The 25,763-nt window shown below is 48.5% G+C and carries 28 protein-coding genes; 5 read left to right on the top strand and 23 right to left on the bottom strand.

The annotated features are described in order from the left end of the window. Positions 1-17: 17 nt before the first annotated feature. From GXM22_RS14395 to GXM22_RS14385, 3 genes are read right to left on the bottom strand one after another with little or no spacing between them, the layout of a single operon-like run. A complete protein-coding gene (locus tag GXM22_RS14395; RefSeq protein ID WP_005934772.1) occupies positions 18-1,409 on the bottom strand; it encodes an NYN domain-containing protein in 1,392 nt (463 codons plus the stop codon). A gap of 25 nt (positions 1,410-1,434) precedes the next feature. Further along, the gene (locus GXM22_RS14390; RefSeq protein WP_005934771.1) at positions 1,435-4,524 is read right to left on the bottom strand and encodes a type I restriction endonuclease subunit R; all 3,090 of its coding nucleotides are present in this window, start codon (positions 4,522-4,524) and stop codon (positions 1,435-1,437) included. Between the two features lie 17 nt (positions 4,525-4,541). Next, positions 4,542-6,365, bottom strand: coding sequence for a GmrSD restriction endonuclease domain-containing protein (locus GXM22_RS14385; protein ID WP_198403672.1), 1,824 nt, complete (start codon positions 6,363-6,365; stop codon positions 4,542-4,544). A gap of 382 nt (positions 6,366-6,747) precedes the next feature. Here GXM22_RS14385 and GXM22_RS14380 point away from each other — a divergent pair, with 382 nt between their 5' ends. Next, entirely contained in the window at positions 6,748-7,437 is a 690-nt protein-coding gene (locus tag GXM22_RS14380; RefSeq protein WP_163397096.1) for a restriction endonuclease subunit S, read from the top strand. Here the strand turns inward: GXM22_RS14380 and GXM22_RS14375 are convergent. From GXM22_RS14375 to GXM22_RS14280, 20 genes are all read right to left on the bottom strand, one after another. Next, a complete protein-coding gene (locus GXM22_RS14375) occupies positions 7,434-7,964 on the bottom strand; it encodes a restriction endonuclease subunit S (RefSeq protein ID WP_099357270.1) in 531 nt (176 codons plus the stop codon). The two genes, GXM22_RS14380 and GXM22_RS14375, sit on opposite strands and share 4 nt — an antisense overlap. 10 nt (positions 7,965-7,974) lie before the next feature. Next, positions 7,975-8,958 (bottom strand): site-specific tyrosine recombinase/integron integrase, encoded by a 984-nt coding sequence (xerA, locus tag GXM22_RS14370; protein ID WP_005934765.1) that lies wholly within the window; start codon positions 8,956-8,958, stop codon positions 7,975-7,977. Positions 8,959-9,066: 108 nt separating this feature from the next. After that, positions 9,067-10,263, bottom strand: coding sequence for a restriction endonuclease subunit S (locus GXM22_RS14365; protein WP_099357271.1), 1,197 nt, complete (start codon positions 10,261-10,263; stop codon positions 9,067-9,069). Then, a complete protein-coding gene (locus GXM22_RS14360; RefSeq protein ID WP_005934762.1) occupies positions 10,253-11,755 on the bottom strand; it encodes a class I SAM-dependent DNA methyltransferase in 1,503 nt (500 codons plus the stop codon). Before GXM22_RS14360 ends, GXM22_RS14365 begins: the two co-directional genes overlap by 11 nt. A 69-nt stretch (positions 11,756-11,824) precedes the next feature. Beyond that, on the bottom strand, positions 11,825-12,046 hold the full coding sequence (locus GXM22_RS14355; RefSeq protein WP_005934761.1) for a helix-turn-helix domain-containing protein: 222 nt from the start codon (positions 12,044-12,046) through the stop codon (positions 11,825-11,827). Positions 12,047-12,213: 167 nt separating this feature from the next. Next, positions 12,214-13,578 (bottom strand): relaxase/mobilization nuclease domain-containing protein, encoded by a 1,365-nt coding sequence (locus GXM22_RS14350; protein WP_035394651.1) that lies wholly within the window; start codon positions 13,576-13,578, stop codon positions 12,214-12,216. Beyond that, on the bottom strand, positions 13,539-13,868 hold the full coding sequence (locus GXM22_RS14345; RefSeq protein WP_005934759.1) for a plasmid mobilization protein: 330 nt from the start codon (positions 13,866-13,868) through the stop codon (positions 13,539-13,541). The genes GXM22_RS14350 and GXM22_RS14345 overlap by 40 nt, the downstream gene beginning before the upstream one ends. Positions 13,869-14,104: 236 nt before the next feature. Beyond that, positions 14,105-14,764: an SIMPL domain-containing protein gene (locus GXM22_RS14340; protein ID WP_005934758.1), complete on the bottom strand. Its 660-nt coding sequence runs from the start codon at positions 14,762-14,764 to the stop codon at positions 14,105-14,107. Next, positions 14,761-15,420: a vWA domain-containing protein gene (locus GXM22_RS14335; protein ID WP_005934757.1), complete on the bottom strand. Its 660-nt coding sequence runs from the start codon at positions 15,418-15,420 to the stop codon at positions 14,761-14,763. Before GXM22_RS14335 ends, GXM22_RS14340 begins: the two co-directional genes overlap by 4 nt. A 102-nt stretch (positions 15,421-15,522) precedes the next feature. Beyond that, entirely contained in the window at positions 15,523-15,945 is a 423-nt protein-coding gene (locus tag GXM22_RS14330; RefSeq protein WP_005934756.1) for a YolD-like family protein, read from the bottom strand. Beyond that, positions 15,942-17,450 carry a Y-family DNA polymerase gene (locus tag GXM22_RS14325; protein WP_005934755.1) on the bottom strand — a complete coding sequence of 503 codons (1,509 nt, stop codon included), beginning with the start codon at positions 17,448-17,450 and terminating at the stop codon, positions 15,942-15,944. The genes GXM22_RS14330 and GXM22_RS14325 overlap by 4 nt, the downstream gene beginning before the upstream one ends. 25 nt (positions 17,451-17,475) lie before the next feature. Beyond that, the gene (locus GXM22_RS14320; protein WP_005934754.1) at positions 17,476-18,513 is read right to left on the bottom strand and encodes an O-acetyl-ADP-ribose deacetylase; all 1,038 of its coding nucleotides are present in this window, start codon (positions 18,511-18,513) and stop codon (positions 17,476-17,478) included. Between the two features lie 19 nt (positions 18,514-18,532). Beyond that, the gene (locus tag GXM22_RS14315) at positions 18,533-18,742 is read right to left on the bottom strand and encodes a hypothetical protein (RefSeq protein ID WP_005934752.1); all 210 of its coding nucleotides are present in this window, start codon (positions 18,740-18,742) and stop codon (positions 18,533-18,535) included. Between the two features lie 40 nt (positions 18,743-18,782). Then, a complete protein-coding gene (locus GXM22_RS14310) occupies positions 18,783-19,385 on the bottom strand; it encodes a Type 1 glutamine amidotransferase-like domain-containing protein (protein WP_035394648.1) in 603 nt (200 codons plus the stop codon). Between the two features lie 36 nt (positions 19,386-19,421). Next, positions 19,422-19,901 carry a flavodoxin gene (locus tag GXM22_RS14305; RefSeq protein ID WP_005934750.1) on the bottom strand — a complete coding sequence of 160 codons (480 nt, stop codon included), beginning with the start codon at positions 19,899-19,901 and terminating at the stop codon, positions 19,422-19,424. A gap of 6 nt (positions 19,902-19,907) precedes the next feature. Further along, entirely contained in the window at positions 19,908-20,594 is a 687-nt protein-coding gene (locus GXM22_RS14300) for an AlkZ-related protein (protein ID WP_005934749.1), read from the bottom strand. Further along, complete coding sequence (locus GXM22_RS14295; protein ID WP_005934748.1) at positions 20,594-20,899, bottom strand: hypothetical protein; 306 nt, start codon at positions 20,897-20,899, stop codon at positions 20,594-20,596. Before GXM22_RS14295 ends, GXM22_RS14300 begins: the two co-directional genes overlap by 1 nt. A gap of 21 nt (positions 20,900-20,920) precedes the next feature. Beyond that, on the bottom strand, positions 20,921-21,757 hold the full coding sequence (locus GXM22_RS14290) for a hypothetical protein (protein WP_005934747.1): 837 nt from the start codon (positions 21,755-21,757) through the stop codon (positions 20,921-20,923). Positions 21,758-21,781: 24 nt separating this feature from the next. Next, a complete protein-coding gene (locus GXM22_RS14285; protein WP_223385148.1) occupies positions 21,782-22,246 on the bottom strand; it encodes an ImmA/IrrE family metallo-endopeptidase in 465 nt (154 codons plus the stop codon). Between the two features lie 140 nt (positions 22,247-22,386). Continuing rightward, entirely contained in the window at positions 22,387-22,815 is a 429-nt protein-coding gene (locus tag GXM22_RS14280; RefSeq protein WP_005934745.1) for a helix-turn-helix domain-containing protein, read from the bottom strand. Between the two features lie 203 nt (positions 22,816-23,018). Here GXM22_RS14280 and GXM22_RS14275 point away from each other — a divergent pair, with 203 nt between their 5' ends. From GXM22_RS14275 to GXM22_RS14255, 4 genes are all read left to right on the top strand, one after another. After that, on the top strand, positions 23,019-23,345 hold the full coding sequence (locus tag GXM22_RS14275) for a hypothetical protein (protein ID WP_005934743.1): 327 nt from the start codon (positions 23,019-23,021) through the stop codon (positions 23,343-23,345). Then, complete coding sequence (locus GXM22_RS14270; protein ID WP_005934742.1) at positions 23,342-24,070, top strand: ImmA/IrrE family metallo-endopeptidase; 729 nt, start codon at positions 23,342-23,344, stop codon at positions 24,068-24,070. Before GXM22_RS14275 ends, GXM22_RS14270 begins: the two co-directional genes overlap by 4 nt. A gap of 450 nt (positions 24,071-24,520) precedes the next feature. Next, positions 24,521-25,003, top strand: coding sequence for a hypothetical protein (locus tag GXM22_RS14260; RefSeq protein ID WP_005934739.1), 483 nt, complete (start codon positions 24,521-24,523; stop codon positions 25,001-25,003). Positions 25,004-25,513: 510 nt separating this feature from the next. Beyond that, the gene (locus tag GXM22_RS14255) at positions 25,514-25,756 is read left to right on the top strand and encodes a DUF6870 family protein (protein WP_005934737.1); all 243 of its coding nucleotides are present in this window, start codon (positions 25,514-25,516) and stop codon (positions 25,754-25,756) included. The last annotated feature ends 7 nt before the right edge of the window (positions 25,757-25,763 follow it).

The raw sequence follows: 25,763 nt of genomic DNA, 5'->3' as shown, positions 1-25,763 counted from the left end.
CGGAATAGAAACCTATGCTATCCGCGTTTCAGTTCAATGCTGACGTTTCCGTTCTCGTCGATGGTCAGCGTCATGTGTCTGATGTGCTTCTCATAGAACTGCCGCCGCTCTGCGGGAGACATTTCGATCCTCGTGTTTCGCAGAGCAGCGTCAAACATATCGTTGACGTTCAGGTGAACGGAGTTGTCAATCCAGCGGTACATCTCCTTGAATAGTGCGTTTTTCTTGATGTCCTCGCTGTTGCCAGAGTAGAAGTCATCCAGATAGCAGTAGAATATCCCGGATTCTGCGAGTGCCGCCTTCATATCCGGTCCGCATTTTTCCCGCTCAATCATGACAAGGAATCTGGCGTCCGGCAAGGAAGAGATAAGCCCCCAGTAGTCGGAATCGCTTGAGACGATGACGAAGGAATCCACTTGCTTCTGGTAGTGTTCCTGACAGGCTCTTGCGGTGAGCTTGATGTCTACCAGTGATTTGTTCTGCTTGATCCGCTCAATCATGATATGCTCAACGGGGATGCGGGTGTAGTTTTCAAGAATCCGCCATGCCGTAGCGGTATGTACGTCATCAAAGAGAATGATCGCCGTAATTTTCTGCATGACCTCATAATCAAGATTTTTGAGCGTGGCACACAGCTTGTACGGGTCGGAGTTTTCGCAGTCCACCACCAATACGGTCTTCTCGCTGTCATCAATGAAGTCGTAGATATTGTTTTTTACAAAAGCCCCTGCATCGGAGACTTTACTGTATTCCGTGAAGGCGTCGCAATGCCATTGATAAAGCAGGGTAGCAAACTTCTTGTCATTATAGAGGACATTACCCTCGTCCATCGGTACCCAGTTGATGTACATTTGATAGGGGTAGTAAGAGAGACTTGCGTAATAGATGTCCGCAGCATCTTTCGTTCCGTCCTCTGTCAAGCCGTTTGGCATAATGAACAGCTCTTTTATGTACGTCCAGTTAATCCAGATTGGAAAGAGGCTTTTGCAGTTGTTAATGCGGTCTGAAATCAGCCGGTTGATCTCGATAATGTGGTGGCATAGCTTTGTACTCGACTTTTTGATAAAGCTGATTCCGTCATTTGAAAGCTGCTGCATACTGGATGTTGGAAGGATCTCCGGCATCGAAAGAAGCCCACGGTATTCCATCCGCATGATGTCATTTATTTTCCGGTAATTGCGCTCAATGGCGGTGCGGATGATACATAGATTACGAATGATACGGGCATTTTTATCCTGTTCAAGCCGGTTGTATATCTCTATCTTCGGCGGCTCGTGTTCATTTTGGAAAATACGAAGCGGGACGCCGATCAGGTAAGCGACCTTTGACACAAGCTCATAGGTGCTGTCTTTGTAGGCAATCTGTTCTCCGGCATATTCGATGCCATTCAACATGACTGAATTGCCCATGATCTACTCCTTTCTCGTAGGGGAGTTAAGCGGTCATTACATTGTCCGTCCACATCTCACACTGGCTCATGACAGTCTGGACAGCATCATCCATACCCTCTGGCGGATATTTGTGTTTTTTCAGCAACCTTTTGACCAGGCGGCGCATTCCAGCTCTTGCGCTCTCTTTCTTTTGCCAGTCTATTGTCTGGTTTTTGCGAAGCAAATCTGTCAGTTCTTTCGTGATAGCAATAAGCTCGTCATGCTCGTAAAAGTCCTTGATTGCTTGCGGCTTTGTGAGGGCATCATAGAAAGCAAGCTCGTCCGCTGTCAATCCGAGTTTTTCACCCTCGGCGGCAGCAGCGGCAATGTCTTTCGCCAGCTTGAGTAATTCTTGAATGACTTCCTCGTTGGTCAGCATTCCGTTCAAATAGCGGTTCATTGCGCTCTGAATGATTTCGGAGAACTTTTCAGACTTGACAATATTTGTTCGACGGTAAACAGAGACCTGTTCGGAAATCAGTTTTTTCAGGAGTTCGACTGCAAGATTCTTCTCCTTCATGTTTGCCACTTCTTCAAGAAACTTCGGATCGAACAACGAAAACTCAGTCTGGACATCGGAGAAGAGGTTGATAACACCTTCGCTCTTGATGCTGTGCTTCAAAAGCTCGTTAATGCGCTCATTTACTTCCGGAAGCGTAAACTTCTTTCCGGTACCGCCTGAAACCAAGCGCACGGTCATTGTTCTTACGGACTCGAAGAAAGCTGCCTCCATGCGAGTTTGCTCGTCTACCAAGCTGCTGCACAGCGAAAGTGCCTGCTTGAGAAGCAGGGCTTCTTTGAGAAACACATTCTGTGTCTTCTCATGATCGGGAAGCTCGTACTCTGCAACACTCTTGCCGAGTATGAAGTTCACTCCGCCGCTGATGAGCTTCGCCCTGTCGAGGTCGCTTCCGGTCATGAATTTCTCATAACTGAATCCGTGGAACAAATCTCTGCAAATAGAGAGCTTTTCAAGGAACTTCGGATATGCAGCCTTGCTTACATCTGTATCACCATAGTTCTTCTTGTCTCTGGCAGTATAGTCGTTCATTGCCTGTTTCAGTGCAGCCGCAATACCGACGTAATCGACAACCAAACCGCCTTCTTTATCTTTGAAGACACGATTGACGCGGGCGATAGCTTGCATCAGGTTGTGTCCAGCCATCGGCTTATAGACATACATCGTAGCGAGGGAGGGAACATCAAAGCCGGTCAGCCACATATCCACGACGATGGCGATTTTCAGCGGAGAGTTGTTGTCTTTGAATTTCCGCGCCATATCGTCCTTATGAGCTTTGTTGCCGATAATCTCACGCCATTCTTCGGGATCGTTATTGCCTTGCGTCATGACCACTGCAATCTTTTCCGTCCACGCTGGGCGTAGCTCAAGAATGCGCTTATAAATCTTCATTGCTATGGGACGCGAATAAGCAACGATCATCGCCTTGCCGGTTAGGATATTCTCACGGTAATTCTCGTAATGATCAAGAATGTCATTTACCAAGGAATTGATCGTCTGGTCGGCACCGAGGATTGCTTCCATCTGACCAAGTTCCTTTTTGCTCTTTTCAATGACATACGGATCGGCGTTGTCAGCCATAATGTCATACTCATTATCGATCAGATGGAGGGTGTTCTCGTCGAGTTTCAGGTGAATCACACGGCTCTCGTAGTAGACGGGTCTGGTCGCGCCATCTTCAACTGCCTGTGTCATATCATAGATGTCGATGTAATCACCGAAGACCTCTCGTGTACTGCGGTCTTTTGTGGAGATCGGTGTTCCGGTGAATCCAATGTAGGTCGCATTAGGAAGCGTGTCTCTTATAATGCGGGCAGTGCCGATAACGGTTTTCGCCTCGACTTCGCCGTTGTCCTTCTGCTTGACCACAACCTTCTCATTGAGACCATATTGCCCACGATGCGCTTCATCAGCCATCACGATAATGTTCCGACGCTCCGAAAGAGCTTCGTTGCTTTCTTCAAACTTCTGCATGGTCGTGAAGATTATGCCGTTTGCCTGTCTGTTTGCAAGCAGTTCTTTCAGATTCTTGCGGCTCTCAGCGTGCTGCGGCGTTTGCCGGAGGAAGTCCTTGCAGCGGGCGAATTGTCCGTAAAGCTGGTCGTCCAGATCGTTACGGTCGGTAATGACAACGATAGTGGGGCTTTCTAACGCTTCTTGCAGATAATGAGCATAGAAGACCATAGACAACGATTTTCCGCTGCCCTGTGTATGCCAGAAGACGCCACCCTTACCGTCCGTCACGGTTGCGTGTTTTGTAGACTCAATCGCCTTTTTGACTGCGAAATACTGATGATACCCGGCGAGTATCTTGAATGTATTCTGTCCATCCACATTAAAGCAGATGAAGTTTTTCACGATGTCAAGGAAGCGGGTCTTCTCAAACAGTCCTACAAAGAATGTGTCAAATGATGCGTGTTGCGTATTCTCATAGCTGCCGTCTGTTGTTTTCCACTCCATAAAGCGGTCTTCGCCGGACGTGATTGTACCAGCCTTTGAAGTGGTCAAGTCGCTCATGACACATACCGCATTATAAATGAACATAGAGGGGATCTCATACATATAGTTCCGGAGCTGACGGTATGCTGCGGAAGCGTCGGTTTCTTCGCGGGACGGAGACTTCAACTCCACAATGACGAGCGGGAGACCATTGACAAAGAGGATCACATCCGGTCTTTTTTCGGAGTTCTCAATGAAAGTCCACTGATTCGCAACTGTGAACTCGTTACTGGCGGGATTTTTGAAGTCTACAAGGTAAACAAGGGTAGAGCGTTCTTCACCCTTGTCATAGTATTTTACCGGAACCCCGTTTTGGAGGTAGTCCATAAAGACCATGTTCTTCTGCAAGAGCGTTCCGGTTTCAAAGTTCTTGAGTTTGTAGATTGCCTCCGTCAGAGCGTCCATAGGCAGGCTCTTGTTGATCCGCTGCAAGGAAGGTAGCAGAACATCCTCATAAAGCGGCGAGTGATAATCGCGCTCCACGTCCGGTCCATAGATATAGTTATAGCCCAGTTCTTCATTGAGAAGCTGCAAGACAGCGTTCTCGTAATTTGATTCTGTAAAATATCCTGCCATAGTTTTGTCACTCCCTTTTACGCCAGACTCGCCCCAAACTGATCCAGCGTATTTTCTGCATCTCTGTCAGTGACAGGCTTATTCATTGCCTTTTCAATCAGATTGAGAAGACTCTTTGCTCTGTCAATGAAGTAGCCATTGAAGTTATCTGCCTTCAATTCTGCATAGTTGATAAAGTGCGATTCCACCCGTGCTTGCAACTCATTCTCAGTCAGTCCATCAACCTTTTTTAGAATTGCCCCCAGATACTCACTCGGCGCATTTCCGCCAATCGAGCGGTTGGTGGCTGGAAGAATCGGGGTCTTGTTAATGATGGAATTATACCGTTCGCGCTTGATGCCCATTTTCTCGCAATATGCTTCGGGGAATATATGGTGAATATCCGGAGACTCAAGCATACTGTTTACAATGTCAATCGTCGTGTTGTTCATAAAGTCACGACACTTCTCTTTGTAAAGAAGAGCCATTATACCTTTATATGCCGCGCTCAAGCGAGTTTGAAGGGTTAGCAGCCGCGTAGAAGAAAAGACTGCGCTGTTGATCGTGTGCATTGCATTCGGACGTCCATTGACCTCTTCAACCATGTCCTCAATGTCATAGGCATAGCGGGTTTCGTTCGCACCGCCATACATCTCACCCAAAATCCCGCACCAATACCACCGAGAAAGAGTTTTGATTGTGTTTGGCTCATTGCATTTGGATTTTCCGAGAACAGCGCAGATTGCCGCAAGTGGAATCAACTGCGTTGTATAGGGCAAATCTCTTTGACGGAAAACGCACTGATCCCGAAGAAGAAACTCCTTTGCGATTTTGAACCCAGACAGCACTGCATCCCGGTTCGCTATGTACGATTCATAAGGAAGTCCCAGAACATCTTTCTTTTTGCAGGAGATTGTGTTTGTCTTTCCAGACTGCTTGTTCAAATAGCTTGTATAGAGACAAACCGTTGTCAGGAAGGTAGTCTCATCAATCCCATCGAACAGGTCTGTTCTCAGCGTGTCACCGAAACCGCAAATTGTATTTCGACACTGCACCCAGTCTTTTCTCAGGTCAAAGTCTCTTGTGGCATAAGTTGCGGTAACAAGCTCAAACACCGTGAGAGGAACACCACCGGTATTGACGTTCTCAAACACCTTGCACACTGCCTCTCGCGGCGTGGACTTGTCCAGCGTAATCACAGGCAGCTTATACCCGGAAATTGTATTCAGCACATCCGCCTGAAAACGCTTGAACTCGTCCATTGCCTCCGGCTTCATTCCATAGTGCGTCATGTAGCCCATGAACCAGTCCATAACGGCGTTGCTATCGAACACAATATTGACCGGGAACAGCTTATTCTCGTATTCATATTCTCTGGTTGAGAGGTCGAGCTTCACATCACGGTCAAAATTCTCTTTAATTTTGCGGTCTTCGGGGATGGACAGGACTGCATCAAAACGATCCTCATCATCGTCAAGACACCTTTCCATGGAAAGGTAGTAATAACGCTTAATAGCCTTGCCTTTTTCCGTTTTGGTAGAGACCGGTTCTTTAGAGGATGTTGCCTGATAGATTGAAGTAAGCCGTTGCTGTCCATCAAGAATCAAATGCTCCGGCTTTACTGAGACGCCTTTTACGCCCGTAATTGTGCGGTATTTGAATTGGATGTCCGGATTACCGTATTGCAGCCGCATAATGGCACCCATAGGGTAGCCTTGCGACAAACTGGCGATAATTCCTCTAATTCGGTTATCATCCCAAGTCCAGTCGCGCTGAAACTCCGGCAACTGCATTGAGCCGGACTTAACCTCCGCTAAAAGCTGACTTAGGTTTGTATCAAGAGATTGTGGTGAAATAATCACGTCTGCGCCTCCTTCATTGAGTTTTACTGATCGGACGACCCCAGTCTGCTTTCCAAATCTGAAATATCGCTGCGGATGGAAGAGATGTCCGACTCAATATCGTCAACCCGCTCGGATAAAGAAGCTTGCTGACTTTGAATGTACTCCATTTGTGAGTATAGACCTCGCACTGCCAGAATCAATTCTACCATCAGCCCCTTATCATCGAGGGAGAGAAGACGTTCTTTTTCAGCCTGTATCTTTTCCGCCTCCTGTTGAAGCCGCTCTTTCTCACGAACTGCTTCTGCTGCGGCTTTCTCAAGACGAACCCGTTCCTTTTCAAGACGCTTTTTCTGGCGCTCGTCTTTGCTTTTTTTTCAAGCTCTCCTGAACTTTATCAAACATGGTACAACCTCCAAATCAGGTAAACGATAATTTAGAGCAGCAAGCTCAATCCTATTTTCAAGAATTATTCGTTGATAATGCTGATCCAGAATGGACTACCGGAACAATTAGCGATCTTGGTACTGTTGTTGGAGGCAGTACACCTTCAAAAGCTAAACCTGAGTATTACACGGAGTCCGGAATAGCATGGATAACTCCGAAAGATTTATCTAACAACAAGTCGAAGTTCGTTTCTCATGGTGAGAATGACATAACTGAACTTGGCTTGAGAAATAGCAGCGCATCAATCATGCCCGAAGGGACAGTATTGTTCTCATCTCGTGCGCCAATAGGTTATATTGCTATCGCCGCTGGTGAAGTAACAACAAATCAAGGTTTCAAATCGGTTGTGCCTAAGCCGGAAATTGGAACACCATTTGTTTACTTCTTTTTGAAAAACACTCTCCCGGTCATTGAAGGCATGGCATCCGGGTCAACATTCAAAGAAGTATCTGGCAGCACTATGAAAAATGTCCCGGCGGTTATTCCTGACGCTGAAACTCTTGCCAAATTCAGCGACTTTTGCGCTCCTATCTTTGCACAGCAACGTATTTTGGAAGAGCAGAATCAATCGCTTGCGACATTGAGAGATAATTTGCTGCCCAAACTGATGTCTGGCGAGATCGATGTGTCTGCTGTCCAGCTCTAAGCTGCTAAATTATCGTTTATCTCTTCGTTTAATGCTATTTTCCTATCAAGCATCCTTAGCGTAGAACCTATCTTCTTCTGTGTTTCCAGCTCTGGAAGGTCGAGTTCAATATCCTCTATGTCAGATGGTTTGATGGAAGGATAGGTTGATGTACTTTGCTCTGCTATTGCTTGAAGAGACTCAATGACCGAAGACTGCGTGAGATAATAATAAATAAAATAAGGATCCGCAATAGTGGTATCAACAGTCACAACGGTGAATCCTGTGGATACGAGAAGATTCTCGGTTCCTGCTTCAATAATTCCATAATGCTTCTGATTTGGACGAACAGTAGAGAAAAGGATGTCTCCAACAGAAGCCTTCCGTCTCGCCCTGCTGGGGATTTTGTCCACGCCGGGATATAAGGTCTGGATTTCATCTATCCTTCCTTCGGTAATGCTACCTGTGTCCAGATAACGAATCAAAGACCATTTTTCTTTATCTGAGTAAGTATGAAGATTAGTTTTACCACAATCACCAAGTCTCATCTTTTTACTCCTATCCAATATATTTTCTATGTGCCAGCTTCACATTCTGTTGTTTCACCATTGCATAGTGCATGGTGGTGTCGATTTTCTGATGCCCTAAGAGCTGCTGGACTTGCTCTATGGGCATTCCTTTGTCTATGGCAGTTGTAGCCAGTGTACGCCTGAACTTGTGAGGGTGAACCTTCGGGATATTCAGACGCTTTCCCAGCTCCCGAAGGCGTGTCTCCACTCCGCCAATCATCAATCGGTCAAAGGGAGCTTTCAGGGAAACAAACAAAGCTGGGTTTTCATCCGTTCGCCCCTCAAGATAGTTTTGAAGGTGGATCTTCGTCCTTGCATCGAAGTAGACCAATCGCTCTTTATTACCCTTGCCGATAACAACGCATTCGCGTTCGTTGAAGTTGATGTCTTCGCGGTTTAATGTGACCAGCTCTCCAACACGCATTCCGGACGAAGCCAGAAGATCAACCATAGCCAAATCACGCGCCGTTGTACAGTTGTCGCGCATCAGCTCCAACGCTTCATCGGTGTAGGTGTCCTTAACAACCTTTGCGGTTTTAACTTTGTGAATCCGGCGTACCGGACTTTTCACGATGAAGTCCTCATCCTCAAGCCAAGAGAAGAAACTGGACAGGATCCGGCGGATGTTGTCTATGGTCACTTTACTCGACCTGCGCTGAACCTGATAGTTGGTCAGATAGCGACGCAAATCATCTGTGGTGATCTGTTGTACAGCCTTTCCGACTCCAGCAATCAGAGATTCAATCGTCTTCCGGTAGTAGCTCAGGGTTTTCTCTGAGCAGCCTTCGATCCGTTTTGCCGTGATAAATGCTTCGACTGCATCTGTTTCTTCTGCTGGAATTGAGCCACTATCATAGGTGATCGTTGCCCCTTCCAATGTCTCAGCCATTGCATCCCGAAGGTGCATGAGCTGTTCGTTGTTGAGATACGGCAGCATTTTTCGCTGTATCTCCGTGATGAGTTGTTCTGTCATTGTCGTGTCTCCTTTCGAGGTAAGAGAACGACATTCAGTGGCAGTCCCTTTTGTAAAACTCTCGCCACTGGTGAGAGTTATTCAGACGGTAAACGATAATTTAGCGGCTTAGAGCTGAACGTCGGAGATGTCGATCTCGCCGGTCATCAGCTTTGGTAGTAGTTCATCCCTAAGTGCAGCCAGCTTACGAGACTCAATCCGGTTCGAGATTATCAGCTCAAAAATAGGCTGCATGATAGAGTTGAAGCTTGTATAGTCTTCTTCGCAAGGAATTAAGACCTCTGCTTTGGCAAGTTCCTCACGTTTGATGTGCCCCATTGTTGTTGCCTTATCAGCAGCGATTGCAATAAAACGGGCAAGGTGGTGAGCCGTCCACAGGTAGTAAAACCACTTGTCATAGACGTCTGATGTAACCTTGAAAAGGTGCTGATTCAATCCGCAAGTTCCCCCGCACCATATATCAACAAGTAGACTTCCGGACCAAGAGAAGACGACATCGCCATTGTGAATGATGTATTCAGGCTTGATACTCAAGGAGCAGAGTTCACTGCTATCATCACATGAACCTTGGCGGAGTTCCTTAATCTTCAATACTGGAAGACCTATTTCATGCCCTTGAGGACGGAACTTCTGCATGGCAAGTCCATTCAAGTAATTGGCGATGTCTAAGAGATTGCCTTTTCTCCATCCAGCAGGGATGGCATCAATATTGATAAAATGGTTGTCAAAGATAGCTTTGGCTTGAGCGTATAAATTATCGTTTATCTTTTTGTTACGTTCTGCCTTGAGGCTAAGCACATAATACAAGTCTCCGATTGACTCTTGTATAGACCGCTCAGGTATGGGAATCAACAACTGATCCAAAAATTGCTTCTTGAAATGTGGAATAACGTCTCCCACGTTTGTGTTATATATCTGTTGTTGAATTTCTCTGCTTCTTAGCACTGTAAACAAATATTTGGGATAAATCTTCGATTCGTCAGCGCGCAATGCAATCATATCTTGCGCGATACAAAAATCAACGGGATCAGGAACAAGGCAGACTCGTCCCGGAGTTCCCTTGTTCACGAAAAGAATATCGCCGGGAATCGGGTGTGCCCGAAACCATGTCTGATAAGTTTCCTCGCTTAAATATCTAATTTTGTCATACACCGGAAACAGGGTGTTGTTTGTCACGCAATTCGTTGCTATCAGCTTGTGTCCGCTTGGCGCAGTAGGAACAGTCTTGCCGCGATTGTCTACAATAAAAGACAGCAGCTCGGTTAGAGGAACCCTGTTGCAATCTTCCCATAGATTAAATCTCATATCCAATCGCCCCCAGTCGCGCTTTGATCTGAGCCTCAAGCTCATGAGACTTAGTGAAAAGCTCAGACAGTTCAGAAGTCAGGCGTCCCATTTTCTCTTCAAACGGCTCAACGTCATCTTCTTGTTCCTCAATGCCAACATAGCGTCCCGGAGTAAGAATGTAGTCCTGGTTTGCAATGTCCTGTGTAGTGACAACAGCACAGAAGCCCTTTTCATCTTCGAGTGTTCCGTCAACGAAGGCATTGTAAGTGTCGGCAATTTTCTTAATGTCTTCATCCGTCAGTTCTCGCAGCTTTCGTGTGACCATAGTACCGAGCTTCCGTGCGTCGATGAACAGCGTTTTGCCTTTTTGCTTCTTGTTCTTTGCAAGGAACCAGAGCGATACCGGGATCTGCGTCGTGTAGAATAGCTGCGTCGGCATTGCAACGATACAGTCCACAAGGTCAGCATTGATAATGTTCTTGCGGATTTCACCTTCACCGCCGGACTGCGAAGAAAGCGAACCATTTGCAAGCACCATACCGATACGTCCATTCGGAGCGAGATGCCAGATCATGTGCTGCAACCACGCGAAGTTTGCATTTCCAGCAGGAGGCGTACCATACTGCCAACGGACATCATCAACGAGCTTATCTGCACCCCAGCCGGAGAGATTGAAGGGAGGATTCGCCATAATGAAGTCTGCCTTGAGTTGAGGGTGGCAATCGTTAAAGAACGTGTCTGCATTAAACTTGCCGAGGTCGGCTTCAATACCGCGAATGGCAAGATTCATCTGCGCCATCTTCCATGTGGTCGGGTTGGAGTCTTGACCAAAGACGGAAATCTTGTTGATGTTGCCGCCATGATTTTCGATGAACTTTGCGGACTGAACGAACATACCGCCAGAGCCGCAGCACGGGTCATAAACACGTCCATTAAACGGCTGCAACACCTCAACAAGGGTACGCACAACACAAGAGGGAGTATAGAACTCACCAGCAAGTTTGCCTTCCTGTTCGGCAAACTTTGAGAGACAATATTCGTATGTGCGACCGAGAATGTCCTTGCTGTTTCCATGCTCGATCATCTGAATATTGGTGAAGAGATCAACCACTTCACCAAGACGCCGCTTGTCCAGCTCTGGACGGGCGAAGTTCTTAGGAAGAATATCTTTGAGACGCTTGTTTTCTTTCTCAATACTGCGCATTGCATCGTCAATCACCGTGCCAATTTCCGGCGTGTGAGCGGCAGCAGCAATCGCGCTCCATCGTGCATTCTCAGGGACAAAGAAGATGTTTTCGGCAGTGTATTCGTCCTGGTCTTCTTCAAATCCATCGCCTTCTTCAACCAGTTCCTTGTACTTTGCCTCGAAGCGATCAGAAATGTATTTCAAGAAAATCAATCCGAGAACGACGGACTTGTATTCGGATGCGTCGATGTTTCCGCGCAGGACGCAAGCCGCGTCCCAGATTTGTTTTTCAAAGCCGATATTGCTTGTGTTATTCTCAGCCATTTCAGCAACCTCCAAAGTTATAGTTTCACACTTACTATTCTACAAAAAGAGCTGTACGAAAAACCGGACTCAGTTCTTGTCCGTTCGCACAGCCTCACATATATCTCCGATGTCACAGTTCAAGTAATCACAAACGCGCAGCAAAATAGAGAGGGACACTTCTTCCCCCTTATTCAGTTTTGTCCATGTTCCGGCAGACAGCCCTACTTCATGTCGTAGAGAAGCCTTCTTTATGTCGCGTTCCAGAAGAAGCATCCATAGTTTCTTATAGCTTATGCGCACGGCAACCATCCTTTCGCTTGCTTGCAGTCAACATCGCATATAATATTATACTGGATTTCATTCTCAAAAGCAATCCGTTGATGCAGAAATTAAAGAAAAAGTTTCAATTTCTCGAACCTTCTCTCAAGGATGCAGGGCATCTCCGGTCAACAGGAGATGCCCTGCTTTTGAAAGGACTATTCGCGCTGTGTGCTGCGCAGATGATCACGGTCATGGTCAGCAGAAGGAGCGAGAAACGTATCAACATTAGACTTGATCGTCTCTATTTGCTTTACTTCTTTTTTGAGCTTCGCACGTTCATCATAGAGCCGCTGTTGCTCATCAAGAAGTCGCTGCTGTTGCGCTTGCAGTGTCTTCAAGCTCGGCAGTTTTTCATCGCCCTGCATGGCAAGTAATGTGCTTCTCGCTGCCTCAAAGATCACAAGCTCGGCTTCGTGCTTTGCTTTGAAACCCGGCTTATCTTTTGCCTTCTGGAATGCGTCATATACGGGCTTGAGCCGCTGGTAGTTGGAGATGTTTTTGATAAGCGGTTGGACTTCCCGCAGTCGCGCTTCGACGCCTTTCAGTTCCTTGCCGGTGCGGTCATAGGAGCTGTGAACGTCCTCGACCTTCTTTTCAAGATCGGCGTATTGGAGCAAGTTGTTTTCCGTGAGATAATTGAGTGTCCGCGCCGCTTCCTTGAGGATCGTGAGCTTGGCTTTATACTCATAGCCCTTGCTGTCGATAAGTCTGATCCGCTCCTGAATATCTCCGATGAGAGAGATGCCCTTCGGCACGGTCTGCCTCCGGTTTCTGCGCGGCGTCCGTCCGGCAATCCGCTCCTTGATGCGTTCCTCGGTGTAGTTCTCTCCGATGGTCTTAGAACGAGTAAACCGCTCCTGACCTTCAGCGCGAAAGGAGATATATTTGCCGGTCTTGATTTCATAACCAGCTTCCTGCATGAGCCGCAGAAAATCATCGTAATCCTTCGCTGTGATGACGAGTCGGTCAATGGTCTGCTTGAGCTTTTGCTTCCAGCTCGTGCCGCGTTTGGCTTCGGTGTACTCCTTGTAGCCCATGCCCTTGTTCTGAGAGGGAGGGATAACAGAGAGACCGTTTTCCTTACAGAGCCGGTCGCTGACCTCGCGCATATCATAGTAAATCCGCTTGTAGCTCTTATATGCGTGGTAGTCCACGAAGTCAACCGCATTGAAAATCAGGTGGTTATGAACATGGTCTTTGTCAATGTGAGTGGTCAGCACATACTCATATTTTCCTCCGAGGATTTCATCTGCAAACTGCTTGCCGATCTCGTGGGCAAGCTCCGGTGTGACCTCTCCGATTTCAAAGGACTGGATCACATGACGGGCTATGATCCTGACCGGATTCATCCCTTTTTGCTCAGCTATTTTCCGCGTCCATTCAAATTCCCGCGCTGCGGTCTCGCTGGCACAGCCGTAGGACGAGACCAGCAGCTTCTCGTCTGTCTTTTCGGGATTCAGAATGTACGCAATTGCCTTGCTCAAAGTTCCTCGGATTGCTTTGATTTTAGTAACTGCCATACCGCGTCCATCTTTTCTTTCAGCTCGTCAATATCGTCCTGATAGAATCGTCCCGTCGAGTTGATCCTGCGGCAGACGGTATTGATGTTCACACCGATCTTGTTGATTTCGGCGGCGAGCTTTTTCTGCTCCGTGTAGTCCACAACGATGATGTAGCCGTCGATCAGCATCTTCCTTGCATACGCACCGAAGTTCTCCGTGCCGATCATCTCCATCTTCTTTGCAATCGTCCGTTCTTCCTGTGGTGTCAGCCAAATCTTCTTCTGAATGTCTCGTGTTCTTCGTACCATGCTGCGCCCTCCGTCGTAAAGATTAGAAGGGTTTGGGACTATCCCAACAAGCAAAAATCTGATGTTAAGGGCAGGGTCTCCTTAACTGATTTTTCTCCGGTGGGTACTCACCGGATTTGCTTGCTAATCTCCCAAAATCGTATTCCCCGAAGATTCCTCCGTGAAATGTCCCTTCACTTTACAACGGACACAATAAGAGCGTTTGTTGAGTACCGGATTTCAAAAAAGTCAAAAAATCATTGGATTTCCCATGTGAAAGCCACGGTGTCCGACACGTCAATATCGTCCGGCTCGATCTCCGGCGCAGAGCATTTACTCATCGCCATAAGAGGCTGAATGCAGTCTTCGACCTCATAACTTGTTCTGGAATACACATTGAGTTCGCCCCAGTTGTAGTCGATATTGAGTAGCTGCCCAAGCGTACTGCCTGATGCTTTGCAAAGAATCTCCGCCTTCGCTCTGGCGTTCTCCGTCGCGCTGGTCAGCAGCTTTTCGCTGACCGCTGATGGGTTTCTTACAGTGAATGAAATACTGAGTTCCGGCTTTGCACCGCAATCCGCAATCGCAGAAATGACCTTTGCAAGCTGTTTGCTGTCAAAGTCAAATGCAAGTTTCAAGCGATAGCTGCAAGCATATCCGACAAACTCTCGCTTGTAATTTCCTTGCCGATCCTTGACGTTCTCGTATCTTGTCTGGACATCAAAGCTCGTGGTTTTCAAGTCTTCTTTGCGATACCCAACGCAGGCTGCGGCACCTTGCAGTCTTTCGATTCTCTCGGCAGCTTCCGACATTGCACGGTCATAGGTTTTAGATAAGGTTTCAATGTTCAAGGAGAGAATGATGTAATCCGGTCTTGCGGAGACATTTCCTGTCCCTTTTACGGTGATCGTTCTCATTGCTTTCTCCCGTCCTTTCTGGAATTGAAGTCCTCATCAATACGCTTTTTCCAATTCGTACCCAGTGGTACGCTGCATCGGACAGCAGAAACCGCTTCGCTCAGAACTTCATAGTTGAGATGCGTTCCCTCATGGTCGGAGTGGTAGTTGACCGCTCGGTCTGCACCAATTCCGAAATGCCTTGCCGTCTCAACCGCGTCGATGTTTGCACCGAGGAACAAAAACTCCCAGCCATACTTTTCCTTCTGACGCTCAATCATTTTCTTGACCTTCTCGCTGTCATAACGGCAGCTTGCATTCTCCATGCCGTCCGTTGTGATGACGAACAGAGTATGTTCAGGGACATCTTCATTTCTTGCGTACTTGTAGACATTTCCAATGTGATGAATCGCTCCGCCGATAGCATCCAGAAGCGCGGTGCAGCCGCGAACGGAATAGTCCTTGTCGGTCATCGGCTCGACCTTTTGAACCGGTACACGGTCATGAATAACCTCGCTCACGTTGTCAAAGAGGATAGTAGAGATCAATGCCTCACCATTCTCCTTTTTTTGCTTTTCAATCATGGAGTTGAAGCCACCGATGGTGTCTGCTTCCAGCCCGCTCATAGAGCCGCTGCGATCAAGGATGAATACGATCTCCGTCAAGTTCTTTCTCATGTTCAGTACCTCCGTATATAAAAAATATGACTGCTTGGCGTCTCACCTTACAGTCATATTGTACTTCGGTATTCACTTCATTTGGTCGCATGGCAAGCGACATTATTCCAGCGATGAGAACAGCTCTCCGTCAATACTTAGAACGTCATCCATCGGAATCCTTGTGCCGTCCTGCATGGTGATTCGCCGCTCAAAATCATCGATCTTTTTGACTGCGCCGACTGCTGATACATATTTTCCGCCAGCCTTCCGCTCATCAGGCTGGAAGTAGGTAATGGTAACTTCCGGTGCTTCATCAAGGGCTTCCATAAGAAGCTGATACTTCATATCCAATGCACTTAGAGCTTCCACGTCAAGCTCGATCCTTTCGTCAGTCAGACGTCCGGTTTCTTTGATTGCAGCATCGTAGCCGGTGAGGGCAGCGAAGGGAGCAAACTGCGCTGCACGATCTGACATTGGCATCTGCGGTCGGGTCTTGGAGACGTGGTGAGGAAGCCCCATGATCTCGTTGTATTTTCTGTTCACGCCTTGTGCCCTCCGATCTGCGCATTACGGTCTTTCGCGGTTGCGCCTTCTTCAAGATTCATTGCCTTGAGAATGGCGTTCTTTCCGTACTTCTTTTTGATTGCAAGCGTGGCGGCTTGTATTTTCCGCTCACGTTCCAAGGCAGCGTCCTCGGCTTTCTGCTTTTCCTCTTCGGCGGCATAGTCGGTAAAGAGGTCGAGCTGGACAGCACCGTCATTTTTCTTCGGCGCGTCCGCTTCCGGCAGGACATGATTTGCTACAACATACATACGGCGGACAAGAAGATTCTTGTCCACGATTCGGTCAAACAGCTCTGACACAGCACACATTATTTTGCGCGTAGATGATGTGTGACCGTCGAGGTTGATAGACCCGTGCGCCTGTTTGGGAATCTCCCGACCGTAGGGGTCTTTCTCCACCGCGCCGTGATACTTTGCCCGTCGTGCCGGATCGGTCAGGTTCTCAATGTCGTAGCCAACTGTGAGAACCATCTGATCGGTAACAAGCCCTTTGTCCACCAAGTCCAGCACAAGCAAGTCCGTCATTTCCCGCACAACCAGCTTCGCTTTCTGCGGCTCGTAGGGACAGTGCAATACCTGACCGGAGCTGAGGCTGTTGGAGCTGGGACGGTACGCCTTGATTGCCTCAATGGTCGTAGGCTCCCAGCCCCACGCATGGTCGATGAGCAATTCCGCATTCTTGCCGAACAGTTTGTAAAGCAAGTCCTCGTTCCGCTCTGAACAGAGGGCAACATCGCCCATGGTGAACATTCCATTCTGCTCAAGTTTCTTCGCAATACCTCGACCCACGCGCCAGAAATCCGTGAGAGGCTGGTGCGCCCAAAGCTCACGCCGGAACTTCATTTCATCCAGTTCGGCTATTCGGACGCCGTTCTTGTCGGCTGGGATGTGCTTCGCTACAATGTCCATTGCCACTTTGCAGAGAAAGAGGTTCGTCCCGATCCCAGCGGTTGCCGTGATGCCGGTTGTCTCAAGCACGTCGAGGATAATCTTCATGGCGAGATCATGTGCCGAGAGCTTGTAGGTATTCAGGTAGTCCGTCACATCCATGAACACCTCGTCGATGGAGTAGACTACGATGTCCTCCGGCGCAATGTACTTGAGATAAATCTGATAAATGCGGGTGCTGTACTCCATGTAGTACGCCATCCGAGGCGGCGCGATGATGAAGTCAATCGACAGAGACGGGTTTGCTTGCAGCTCCGAGAAAAAATGCGATGATCCTTCCAGCCTGCGTCCCGGTGCGTCGTGCTGCCGTCCGGCGTTCGCTTCCTTCACACGCTGCTTGACTTCAAACAACCGCCCACGTCCGGAGATACCGTAGCTCTTGAGGGAAGGAGTGACGGCAAGGCAGATGGTCTTATCCGTCCGGCTTTCATCTGCAACAACAAGGTTGGTGTCCAGCGGATCTAAGCCGCGCTCCCGGCACTCCACGGAGGCGTAGAAGGATTTCAGGTCGATTGCAATGTATGTGTGTTTCTTCATCTTCTATGCCTCCTTCATAGTCAGATTAGGCACCTATGAGACTCTGGTCAAAGGCAAACAGAGCCTCGTTGATCTCAAAGACGTTATAGTTCCCATGCTCCACGAAATACTCCACGATAATGTCAAACTTGTTGGAGTGGGAGAGTGCAAAGCCCGCCTTCATGAGCATATCCTTCATTTCTGTAAGTGGCAGCTCAAGGGCAATGGAAAATGCAATGACTGTGGGCTTGGAAGGCTTGTAGGACTTATCTGAGCGGATCTTCGAGAAGAGCTTCCGGTCAATATTTGCCTTCTTGTAGCACTGTGCGTCCGTTATGCCGCGTTCGTCAATCTTCCGCAGAAGCATCTCCGAAAAGCTCTCATCAATCTGTCTCAGTGCATCGTCAAGAGTTGACGCCTTCTCGGAGCTAACTGCCATAGGAGCTGTGAGCTTTTCAATAGCTTCATCGCAGACGGGTGACTCGCAAGGCATCGGCTCTTCCATTCGGAAGGCACTCATTCTGCGCAGCCGCTCGGAACGACTATCGGTATGTTCGTCCACATAGCGGTCATCTATGTATGAAGCAATGTCGGCAAACAGCTTGCCGCTGATCTGATAGGCTTTGCGGTCGAAAATGACGATGTACACCGTCATTTCGTTTTCAAGAAGGAAACTGCTAATGGTGTCAATCGCCACTTTGAGAGCCTGATCCTTCGGATAGCCAAAGATGCCAGAGGAAATCAGCGGGAACGCAACAGACTCGCAGCCGTATTCCTTCGCCAGCATGAGCGATGTCCGATAGCAGGAGATCAGCAGTTCGCGCTCACGATGCCGCCCGTCATACCAGCGCGGACCGACTGCGTGAATGACATATTTGCAGGGCAGACGATAGCCCTTCGTGATTTTTGCGCTCCCGGTTTTGCAGCCGTGGAGCGTTTCACATTCCGTCAGCAGCTCCGGTCCTGCAGCACGATGAATGCAGCCATCCACGCCGCCACCACCCAGCAGCGACTCGTTGGCAGCATTGACGATGGCGTCCACCTTCATTTTTGTGATGTCATTTCTGACGATTTGAAGCGGCATTATGCAATCCTCCGTCCTGTCAAAGCGGCATCGGTGTCCGGGCGATCAGAATGACCGCCAGAATCGCGCCCACAAATGCCGCAGCCCCTATGACCGCCAACACCTTTTTGCTGAGTTTCTTCTTCGCTGCCTTGCAGATCAGCGCACCGCAAGCCATGCAGACAGCCGCAGCCAAAAGTGCAATGCCCAGCGTTTCCCATAGCCAGGATAGTTCATATAGGATTTTCATGCGATCATCATCTCCTGTTCGTTAAACTTGAATTTTCAAATTAGTCTTTGTAAATAACCTTTGAACCTTCACCATCAATTACAATTCCCTGACGGTTGTTAATTGGGCATAGATTCAAATCCGAAAATTCAGTCATTATTTTCTCGGTAACTTTCTTAAATGGTGCTGTAAGATAATGCGGAAGAACATAGAAATCAATCAAATCAAGCCCTGCATCATCTTCTTGTGAGTAGTCCTCCGGCTTTTTATCCATTTGTTCAATATATTGGATAGTTGGAGCGCATATAATCGCACCCGCCGATTCACCGATCATCAGTTTTCCTTTTGCCAATTCCTGCTTCAATAGCTCATCCGTTCCCGTTTTACGGAGCTGGTCCATAAGGAAGAAAGAATTTCCACCAGTAAAATATATCACATCCGCATCTTCAAAAACGGACTGTATCGTTAAATAAGCCTCCGTTGAAATATCAATTTCCGTTACGGCTGCTCCCAGTTTATTGAATAGCTTTCGAGCCGAGCCGACATAACCGGTATAGCCTTCACGCAGCGAAGCTGTGGGAATAAATGCGACTTTCTTGTTATCAATTTCTTCTTTTATCAAACTTCCTACACTTGAAAAGTGCGAACATAAAAACAGTTTCATCCATATCCTCCTTAATAAATTCGATTTGTACTCTTTTCAAAGTCCAAGTCCATCAACCCATGCCGCAAGCTCCTGATGCCCGACGCTGCCCTTGAAGACCTTGCCTTCTACCAGCTTTGCTCCTTTGCAGCTCGGCGCAAGACGTTCGTTTGTCTTGCCAATGTCGCTTCCACCGGAGGTCGCAAACGGGATGATCGTCTTGCCGGTCAGGTCATAGCTCTCAAGGAACGTATTGATAATCGACGGCGCAACATACCACCAGATCGGGAAGCCCACAAAGATGGTATCGTAGTCCTTCATGTTGTCCCGCTTGACGGCAATTTCAGGACGGGAGGCAGGATCGTTCATCTCAATCGTGCTGCGGGCTTTCTTGTCCATCCAGTTCAGATCAGCTTCCGTGTAAGGCACCTTCGGCTCAATTTCAAAGATGTCTGCGCCGATTGCCTCTGCCAGCGTCTCGGCAACCTTCGCGGTCACGCCGGACGCAGAAAAATACGCTACAAGTTTCTTGCTCATGGTGTTTTATCCTTTCAATATCTTCGTAAGCTGCTGTGCAGACACACCCGGTAGGATGGAGGAAAGATGCTGCATCATGCGCTCTTTGGATTCCTGCGGGTCTCGCTGATATCCGGATGTGATAAAGTCGTACCCGAAAAGCTCTTCCGGCGTCGCGTATTCTGCTACACCCCAGCCATAAGGTCTTCCGTATCTGTCCTGCATATAGACGAAATCCGCGATGCAGACATAGCTCTGCATTTGCAGCCGCGTGATGCACGTCTCAAAACCGGTGTTGCCGCCCTTGCGGTAGTTCAGAGTCTCTTTCAGCCGTTTGGAAAGCATCCTGCCTTCACCGGCTATGGCTTCATAAAGCTCCTTGTCCTTGTAGGACGCCAAGCCGTCATCCCAACGGGCGTCAAAGTCATAGCCGTCACGCCGGAAGTTCGCAAAGTCCGGAATCCACTCCCGACTCACAAATCCAGCCTTCTTGTTGAAAAGTTTGCCGTAAAGACATTTGCCGCTCCGCGCAGCCGGTCCTTTCCATTCCCACGGACCATCTACATCATCCGCAAACCATAACTCAGGTGGGCAAAGTTCCTCGATGGAGAAGCCGTGAATCTCGTTCCGAAAGAAGGGCAGAAAGCCGTATTGTTCGACGGCGGCAATCAAACCATCTGCACTATGTAGTTGTCTGGCATATCTCTTTGACATTACTCCGCCTCTTCAATCACGCCATAATCAATAAGGATGTTCTTCTCCGCATACTGCGGGTAAACAACACTCATCATCTCATACTGATAACGTCTTACGCGGCGATGCTCCTGAATTGGTTCCGGTGCGTACGCAGCGGTTTCGCAGTGCGCATACTCCGGCATTTCCGCAAGATCATCCCGAACGGCACGGATAAGCGCGTCTGCCACATCATCAATGCTCTTGCCGATTTCCACGGCAACCAGTTCGTGCTTCCGGACTGCCTTGTCCAGATTACCGGGGGAGCGAAACAGCTTATATTTCATATCATTGCCCGTCCTTTCTCTCTATCGGTCTGTCGATTCTTCCTGAAATCTGTTCTTTAGGGACGCAATCATCGCTTGTGCGGCAATGGTCAGATATAACACTCCAATTTCATAGATAAAGTCGCGGTCGATCACGATAAAGTATTCTCTAACGTGTGTAAAAACCAGTTCCAGCAAGTCCCTGTACAGTGGATCATCAAAGGGCTTGAACCGCGTAAACTTGCTTTTGGCAGCGTCCCATGTCATAGACGCTTCGCCCTCAGCACTGGTCATTGCCTCACAGAGAATCATGCTGACGCCCATTTTTCCGTTGCCGGTCAGGAGTTCTCCTTCGTAATAGCTGAGTAGGTCTTTCTTGCGTCGAAGCGGAACTACATCGCAGTTGTCATCCAGCTCAAATGCAATCAGCTCCGCAATCAGTTCCCGCCAGACCGCATAACCGGCGTTAATGGTTCCGTCCTCTTTGCGGCTGATGGTATCGTCCATGCAGTATCGCTCAAAGAAATTATCTCCGTCAATCTCGTTGCGGGTGCAGAAGATATGCGCCAGCTCATGCAGAAGAATGTGCTTCAACTCTGCCGGATGACGCGCTATGTCTGTGCGCAGAAGGATTCCGTCCGCGCCATCTCCTGTGCCGACGAATGCAGAGGCGTGAAAGTCAAAATAGCCGTCCTCTGTATATCGGTCTTCCAGCCGGTCAGGAAAATACTGCTTGCAGAACTGCTCAAAGACTTCCTGCTGGTTTTCCGTCTGAAAGCAGCGCAGTACAAGGTTGTCCTCACTGAACTCTGCCCCCAAGCGTTCGTTAAAGATGGAAGCGGCATAGAAAAGGGCTTCTTTATAGTCGTCGTTGTTCATCTAATTACTATCCTTCATCCTCATTCACCCCTCCGGTCTGACATTTTTCAGGAAGTCAGAGTGCGGTACATAAGGCAAGTTGAGCTGCCAGCCCATGCGGTTCAGTTCGTTGAGCTTTATCAGCATCAGGTTGATGTTTGTTCCCATTGCAGCCGAGAGCTGCACCACATCGTAGTCCTGCTTCATCAGGTCAATCAGCTCATCATCGTCAATGATCAGGTGTGAGGCAAACGCATTCGCCTCATATTCGTGTTTTGTGCGCATATCGAACAGCACGAACTCCGGGAGCGGTTCGTTTCCTTTGGCAAGATCACGGTGAAAGGTATCATGCCCGATCTCGTGACCGCAAACCATTTGCATGATCAGATACTCCATGTTGGAGTTCAGAAGAATATGCCGCTCTTTATGGCGGTAGGTGTACATTCCGAGCAGATCGTTCAGATTGTCAAGAAAATGGAGATGAATGCCCAGCTCACGGGCAATCTTCAAGGTATCTCTTGTTCCACAGCTTTTGACAATGCTGTTCGCCTTTTTGTATATTTCCTCGGAGCGAATTATCACGGGACCTTCACCCCTTTCATGTTGAAAACAGTCAAAGTAAATCCGTCAAGAAACCGAGACGCAGACAGTTATTCCTCTGCGTCCGTACCGGTCTTCTTGTATTTCTTCGGCGTGTATTTCTCAACATTCCGGGCTTTGGATTCCCAATATATATCCTGCAACGCCTTCATCACCGCATCCTTGTCCTGCTCAGACAGCGTACCGCCCGCAAACAAGCCGGACATCCCTTCAATCAGGTCCTTTGCCTGTTTCATGCCACGGGAGCCGTACTGCTCGGATGCCTGAACCACAAACTCTTCGTCCTCGGTCAGCAGATAGTTCACATCCACCTTGAAGTATTCCGCGATTTTTCTGTAAGCGTCCTTGGTACGGGGAAAGGAAATGCCGTTCTCGTACCGGGTAATCATACGCCTGTTGATCCCCAGTGCATCGGCTACTTCCTGCTGGGTCAGCTTCCGCTTCTCCCGTTCAGCCTTGAATTTCTCTCCAAACGTCATTTTGGTAATCACTCCTGTTCACAAAAAGTTTGCGACATCAAATTGCGCAAGTCTATTGACAAAGGCACTTGAAGTGCGTATAATAATGACTGAGCAATCCAACTACTCATAGTATATCCTGAATTGCTCATCCTGTCAAGGGGCATGAGTAGTTGTACACGAAAAAGTTACATCTTTTGAGCAGTTCAAATGGACAGGCATTTATGCTGCCGAAGATCATCCGTACCGGCATACACCGGTATGAGGGAACAGGAGTGAGAAAAACAGAAATGGCTACACAGTACAGAAAAGCATACGTCCCGGTTACGCTGGATGTGGACAAGGAGGGGGCAATCCTCCCTCGCCTTATCTGGTGGGACAACGGTGTAATCTTTCAAATCGACCAGATTCTATACAAATGCCGCGCCACATCCAAAAAGGTTGGGGGCGGAGGCATCCGTTACACAGTTCAGATTCGCGGAAAGGAGTCATTTCTTTTCCACGAAGGAGACAAGTGGTTCGTCGAAGCAAAGGAGGACAACTGCTCATGATTTTATCCCAGCGCCAACTTGAAGAAATTGCAGCCTCAACAACGAAGGACTTCAACCGGTTCTTTTTCGGGGATGAGGCGGACAAGCCCGACCGATCAGCTTTGCCAACACCCATTGATCAGTTTGCAAAGAACTATCTCGGTCTTCGCGTATCATTCGCCCGTCTCTCGCCGGACGGAAGCATCTGCGGTGTCACTGCCTATGCCAACACTGAGTACAAGATCACGGAACTTGGTATTACGCGCACACTGGCTTTGAAGCGTAATCAGGTCATCTTGGACGAGAGCTTCATTCGATCCGGCAACGTGCAGCGGCTCTGCGCCAAGCGCAGATTTACCCTTGCCCACGAGTGCGCCCATCAGATTCTCTTCCAACTGGAATCGGAAGAGGTAAAGGCGTCCTGCGAAATGAAATATTCCGCACGGACAGCCTATACGCCGCGAGAGCTGAAAACCCGCGAGGACTGGAACGAGTGGCAAGCAAATGTCTTGGGCGCGGCGATCCTGCTTCCTCAAAAAGAGGTTGACCTGGCAATGCGTCGGTTTGCAGAAACGCCGCTGATCAATTACGAGGGGAGGTATTCGTATGGTGATCACTTAACGCTGCGCCTTTTCTGCCGGTTGTTCGGTGTCTCCAAGACAACGGCGTCTATCCGCCTTCGTCAGCTCGGCTACATGGTAGATCGTCCATTCAGTGAGTATGTTGACCCATTGGAGGTGTGGTAATGAAGAGAGCATCCATTCGGGTTCAGGAACCGACGCCGGAGCTGATCGAAAAAATCCGCAGGGCAAGAGTTGCCATTTCCCAGCAGAAGCCCCGATACCTGAAATGTCCGTATTGTCAGCATAATGCCATTGCTGTCTACGAGGACACGAGGGGTCATGTAGAATCCAAGTGCAAGAAATGCGGGCGGATCACAGTCTTTGATGTGCTGAATATGAGAAGACTGCGACCGCGTACCAAGTAAGAACCGGAGGACAAGCCTCTGTTCTAAAATAAAATATATGTCATAGCTGAGCTGTGGAGCCGCCTGATAGGTGAAGTCATCCTAATGCCGCATGAGACAGAGTTTAATTGCTCTGTTTTATCGGCATGGGATTCAAACCTCACCGTCATGCGGCTCTTTTTCTGTCTTCACCCTTCCCGCTGCTCCCGCGCAGCGGAAAGGATGAACAATGAAAATCCCTAAGACCCCTATCGCGTTCGATTACGACCTATGGACTACGGAGGACGGCAAGTGCATGGTGCGCGTGAAACGAACCGGCGAAGTTTCCGAGGTTGACCGCAAGGTTATGAGAATCCTTCGCGCAGAGGAAAAGCGGATCAGACGCTCGTATGGCTCTGACAACACCTCTGAGGATGAGGACGGCGCAGAGAAAATTTCTGATACCGTGCTGTCCCTTGACGCTATGCCGGAGGACGATGTGAAGTCCGCTGCATGGCTGGCAGACTCCCGCGACTGCATGGAGGAACTGATCACCGCCCTCAAAGAGAAGGAGCTTCTTTCTATTCTGACCGAGAAGCAGCGCGAATTGTATCTTGCGATGACCCGTGAAGGACTGACTCTTCGAGAGTTTGCCCGGAGGAAAGGCATCGGCATCAGAGCTGCATTTGACCTCAAAGCAGCGGTGCAGAAAAAATTTCAAAGAATTTTTTGAGAGGTACTCAACAAACGGCAAAAAGATGTCCGTTGTAAAGTGAAAGGGTCAATCAGACCACTTCACTGCTCCTTGAAAACTGAATAGTTCAGTGCTGCGGATCTTTCCGCTTCTGCGAAGCAACACAGCTTCCGACGCCAAGACCTCCCGAAAGGGAGTGAGCGACCTCCGGAGAGCTATAACAGTCGTGTGGTGCGGCTGCTTGCGACGATGCAGATGCCGGGTATAATGATACTTCCGTCTTTTCTTTGAATGGGCGGCTCGGAGCGTTCCTCGGAGGGGTGAGAGTCCCATGATACCGATTGACCATTGGTAGTCCGCAGCATTCCCGGAACTGCAAAGTTCTTCTGGCAGGGGCGCGAGCTGCAAATATGCCGGACAATGAAACAAACCCAAAAGAAACTTACTATATAGTTTCAGGATGAAAACTATGTGGCAGAGTGTCTTCACAAGATGCTCTGCCATATCCTTTTGTCCTGAATAATCCACGAAACAGGAGGTGCTTAGAATATGATGGGCATTGAAGCAATGAAAAACGTCAGCCCGAAAACGGTTGACCGTAACACACTCGTTCAGAGAAGCAGCATCCGGCTTGATCCTGCGGCACTGCGAGAGGACAGGCTGAGGGAGTTCATCAAGCAGATCAGAAATCCCTATTGTTATCTGGACGGAAAAACTGTGGTGAAGATCAGCTTCGCCGAGACGGACACGACAATGGAAGATTGTCTGGAACACTATCTGAGAGGTCTCTGATTTATGA

This window comes from Faecalibacterium duncaniae, from assembly GCF_010509575.1.
Classification (GTDB): domain Bacteria; phylum Bacillota; class Clostridia; order Oscillospirales; family Ruminococcaceae; genus Faecalibacterium; species Faecalibacterium duncaniae.
The sequence above is the reverse complement of the archived record's forward strand: the minus strand, read 5'-3'. Positions and strand labels throughout refer to the sequence as shown.

Excerpts from the sequence above, each read along its gene's own strand:
- GXM22_RS14395 (WP_005934772.1), bottom strand. The coding sequence starts at position 1,409 with ATGGGCAATTCAGTCATGTTGAATGGCATCGAATATGCCGGAGAACAG.
- GXM22_RS14390 (WP_005934771.1), bottom strand. The coding sequence starts at position 4,524 with ATGGCAGGATATTTTACAGAATCAAATTACGAGAACGCTGTCTTGCAG.
- GXM22_RS14380 (WP_163397096.1), top strand. The coding sequence starts at position 6,748 with ATGGTACAACCTCCAAATCAGGTAAACGATAATTTAGAGCAGCAAGCT.
- GXM22_RS14375 (WP_099357270.1), bottom strand. The coding sequence starts at position 7,964 with ATGAGACTTGGTGATTGTGGTAAAACTAATCTTCATACTTACTCAGAT.
- xerA (WP_005934765.1), bottom strand. The coding sequence starts at position 8,958 with ATGACAGAACAACTCATCACGGAGATACAGCGAAAAATGCTGCCGTAT.
- GXM22_RS14365 (WP_099357271.1), bottom strand. The coding sequence starts at position 10,263 with ATGAGATTTAATCTATGGGAAGATTGCAACAGGGTTCCTCTAACCGAG.
- GXM22_RS14360 (WP_005934762.1), bottom strand. The coding sequence starts at position 11,755 with ATGGCTGAGAATAACACAAGCAATATCGGCTTTGAAAAACAAATCTGG.
- GXM22_RS14355 (WP_005934761.1), bottom strand. The coding sequence starts at position 12,046 with ATGGTTGCCGTGCGCATAAGCTATAAGAAACTATGGATGCTTCTTCTG.
- GXM22_RS14350 (WP_035394651.1), bottom strand. The coding sequence starts at position 13,578 with ATGGCAGTTACTAAAATCAAAGCAATCCGAGGAACTTTGAGCAAGGCA.
- GXM22_RS14345 (WP_005934759.1), bottom strand. The coding sequence starts at position 13,868 with ATGGTACGAAGAACACGAGACATTCAGAAGAAGATTTGGCTGACACCA.
- GXM22_RS14340 (WP_005934758.1), bottom strand. The coding sequence starts at position 14,764 with ATGAGAACGATCACCGTAAAAGGGACAGGAAATGTCTCCGCAAGACCG.
- GXM22_RS14335 (WP_005934757.1), bottom strand. The coding sequence starts at position 15,420 with ATGAGAAAGAACTTGACGGAGATCGTATTCATCCTTGATCGCAGCGGC.
- GXM22_RS14325 (WP_005934755.1), bottom strand. The coding sequence starts at position 17,450 with ATGAAGAAACACACATACATTGCAATCGACCTGAAATCCTTCTACGCC.
- GXM22_RS14320 (WP_005934754.1), bottom strand. The coding sequence starts at position 18,513 with ATGCCGCTTCAAATCGTCAGAAATGACATCACAAAAATGAAGGTGGAC.
- GXM22_RS14315 (WP_005934752.1), bottom strand. The coding sequence starts at position 18,742 with ATGAAAATCCTATATGAACTATCCTGGCTATGGGAAACGCTGGGCATT.
- GXM22_RS14310 (WP_035394648.1), bottom strand. The coding sequence starts at position 19,385 with ATGAAACTGTTTTTATGTTCGCACTTTTCAAGTGTAGGAAGTTTGATA.
- GXM22_RS14305 (WP_005934750.1), bottom strand. The coding sequence starts at position 19,901 with ATGAGCAAGAAACTTGTAGCGTATTTTTCTGCGTCCGGCGTGACCGCG.
- GXM22_RS14300 (WP_005934749.1), bottom strand. The coding sequence starts at position 20,594 with ATGTCAAAGAGATATGCCAGACAACTACATAGTGCAGATGGTTTGATT.
- GXM22_RS14295 (WP_005934748.1), bottom strand. The coding sequence starts at position 20,899 with ATGAAATATAAGCTGTTTCGCTCCCCCGGTAATCTGGACAAGGCAGTC.
- GXM22_RS14290 (WP_005934747.1), bottom strand. The coding sequence starts at position 21,757 with ATGAACAACGACGACTATAAAGAAGCCCTTTTCTATGCCGCTTCCATC.
- GXM22_RS14280 (WP_005934745.1), bottom strand. The coding sequence starts at position 22,815 with ATGACGTTTGGAGAGAAATTCAAGGCTGAACGGGAGAAGCGGAAGCTG.
- GXM22_RS14275 (WP_005934743.1), top strand. The coding sequence starts at position 23,019 with ATGCTGCCGAAGATCATCCGTACCGGCATACACCGGTATGAGGGAACA.
- GXM22_RS14270 (WP_005934742.1), top strand. The coding sequence starts at position 23,342 with ATGATTTTATCCCAGCGCCAACTTGAAGAAATTGCAGCCTCAACAACG.
- GXM22_RS14260 (WP_005934739.1), top strand. The coding sequence starts at position 24,521 with ATGAAAATCCCTAAGACCCCTATCGCGTTCGATTACGACCTATGGACT.
- GXM22_RS14255 (WP_005934737.1), top strand. The coding sequence starts at position 25,514 with ATGATGGGCATTGAAGCAATGAAAAACGTCAGCCCGAAAACGGTTGAC.